The sequence below is a fragment of the Desulfobacter vibrioformis DSM 8776 genome (assembly GCF_000745975.1).
Classification (GTDB): Bacteria; Desulfobacterota; Desulfobacteria; order Desulfobacterales; family Desulfobacteraceae; genus Desulfobacter; species Desulfobacter vibrioformis.
Genome location: NZ_JQKJ01000076.1, coordinates 1 through 2,139 on the forward strand (window position 1 = coordinate 1; position 2,139 = coordinate 2,139).

At 38.3% G+C, this 2,139-nt stretch carries 2 protein-coding genes, 1 tRNA gene and 1 rRNA gene; all 4 read left to right on the forward strand.

What is annotated here, in order from left to right; translation table 11 throughout:
* Nucleotides 1-72, forward strand: a 5S ribosomal RNA gene (gene rrf / locus Q366_RS22490); the annotation flags it as partial.
* Nucleotides 73-330: 258 nt separating this feature from the next.
* Nucleotides 331-415, forward strand: a tRNA-Leu gene (locus Q366_RS19115).
* A 372-nt stretch (nucleotides 416-787) separates the two neighbouring features.
* Nucleotides 788-1,072, forward strand: coding sequence for an addiction module antidote protein (locus tag Q366_RS19120; protein WP_035242413.1), 285 nt, complete (start codon nucleotides 788-790; stop codon nucleotides 1,070-1,072).
* Between the two features lie 51 nt (nucleotides 1,073-1,123).
* On the forward strand, nucleotides 1,124-1,723 hold the full coding sequence (locus Q366_RS19125; protein ID WP_035242414.1) for a Uma2 family endonuclease: 600 nt from the start codon (nucleotides 1,124-1,126) through the stop codon (nucleotides 1,721-1,723).
* The last annotated feature ends 416 nt before the right edge of the window (nucleotides 1,724-2,139 follow it).

Genomic DNA, 2,139 nt, shown 5'->3' on the forward strand with positions numbered 1-2,139 from the left:
ACGGAAGTTAAGCTCTTTAGCGTCGATGGTACTGCATGGGAGACTGTGTGGGAGAGTAGAACGCTGCCGGTTCTTTTTTAAAAGCCCTGATCAAGGGATACTTGGTCAGGGTTTTTTTTATTTTTATCAGAGATTTTTTTGTATCTATGGTACTGCATGGGGAGACTGTGTGGCAAAGTAGAATGTCTCCGTGTTACTATTAAAAGGCTTTAAGTATCATGCTATTGTCAGTGCCTTTTCAGTTTACCTTATAATTTTTTTTATATTTGACCCTTGACATTATAGCCTGTATCTAACTATAAAGGTCGCTCAAGGTCATATTTTTGCTTTGCCGAAGTGGTGGAACTGGTAGACACGCTAGACTTAGGATCTAGTGCCGTGAGGCGTGGAGGTTCAAGTCCTCTCTTCGGTACCAATAATAAAAACAGCCAGTTAGATGAAATGTCTATCCGGCTGTTTTTGTTTTGGGTAACATTTTCCCAAATTTGGTTATTCTTTGGTCACCTGTTTGGGGTCAGATGCAAGTAACTCATTTTGTAAAAGTTTGACTTAAACTTTCTTTTATAATATCAAACTGTAAAGCAATAATCAAAGGTAATATTCTTTAAAATCAAATAGGTACAAACTACACAATGATCTTTTTCGCTATCTTACCGTAATGTGGTGTTTTATGGTTTGAAGATTGTTCTTGATATGTTGTCTGTTATAAGAGACAGTGGTGTATGGAATATGAAATTGAAACAACAAAAGCCTTTGATAAATGGTTTGCCGGGATTAAGGATTTACAATGAAAGTCACCACAAGGGAATTTGATGTCAGTGAACACCTGGATTCCCCGGAAATGATCCGGGAATATTTACAGGCCACACTTGAGGAAGGGAACGCAGAGCTTTTAAAGATCGCCCTGGGCAATATTGCTAAAGCCAAAGGAATGACGGATATAGCCAAGGCAACAAAACTAAGTAGGCAGCATTTGTATCGGGCGTTGTCGGAAAACGGTTCCCCTCAATTTGATACCATAGTGAAGGTCTTGAAGGCCCTTGACTGCCAGTTGAGTATTAAAACTGCTTAACCGGCCTTTTTACCCAAAAAAACGAATCTAAATAAAAATAGGAATCAGGGCATGAATGCACAACCACAAGAAAAAAATAAAATGACACCTGCTCAATATCTGGAAATGGAAAGAAGTTCCCTATATATTAAGCATGAATTTTATGACGGTGAAATCTTTGCCATGGTAGGTGCAAAATTCAATCACAATCAGATTAATGTAAATCTCATAAGAGAATTAGGAATGAAGCTAAAAGGTTGTAAATCCCCATGCAACCCTCTTTCTAATGATATGCGCGTAAAGATTGAAGATAAATACGTCTACCCGGACATTGTAATATATTGTGGTGAACCTGAATTTGAAGATAATGAATTTGACACACTGATGAACCCTGTTGTCATTATGGAGATTTTATCTGAATCTACTGAGAGTTATGATAGAGGGAAAAAATTCAAAGCTTACCAGCAGATATCAACCTTGAAAGAATACATTCTTGTTTCACAATACGAATATTCAGTAGAACAATATATCCGCACCAAAGATATTTGGCAGTACAAATTGTACGATAAAGAAGAACAAAGCGTGAAAATAGAATCTGTTAACTGTGAGCTGCATTTATCTGAAATTTACTTGAATGTTGAATTTAAACCGGGCCTGGAAACAGGAAGATAAAATAACAGCCTGGTTAATTCCCCGCCTGTGCTATCCTTTCATTACTGGCCCGGACCCGGCACAGACTTGAACAATATTCTTTCCGGCCCTTGCGCTTTATCACGGTGAACCGCCCGCACTGTTTACAAAAATGGATATGGTTTTGGCCGCCAAGCTGAAGAAAATCAAGTAAGACTCTTGAAAGGGCGATGTCCCAGCGGAATACAGATATGCACTCGGGGAGATAGTCAAAAGTGTATCTTTCAGAATCAACAAAACCTTTAACCATTTTCATGGTTTTTTCAGGGTAACTAAAAAGGACTTTGTCTCCAAGGCTACTATAATGTAAGCGCTCTATAAACCCCATCTTCCAGAGAGGTGTTTTTCATGAAATAGTGGGCCATCTTTTAACGAATAGATAAAAAGGATGCTTGCTC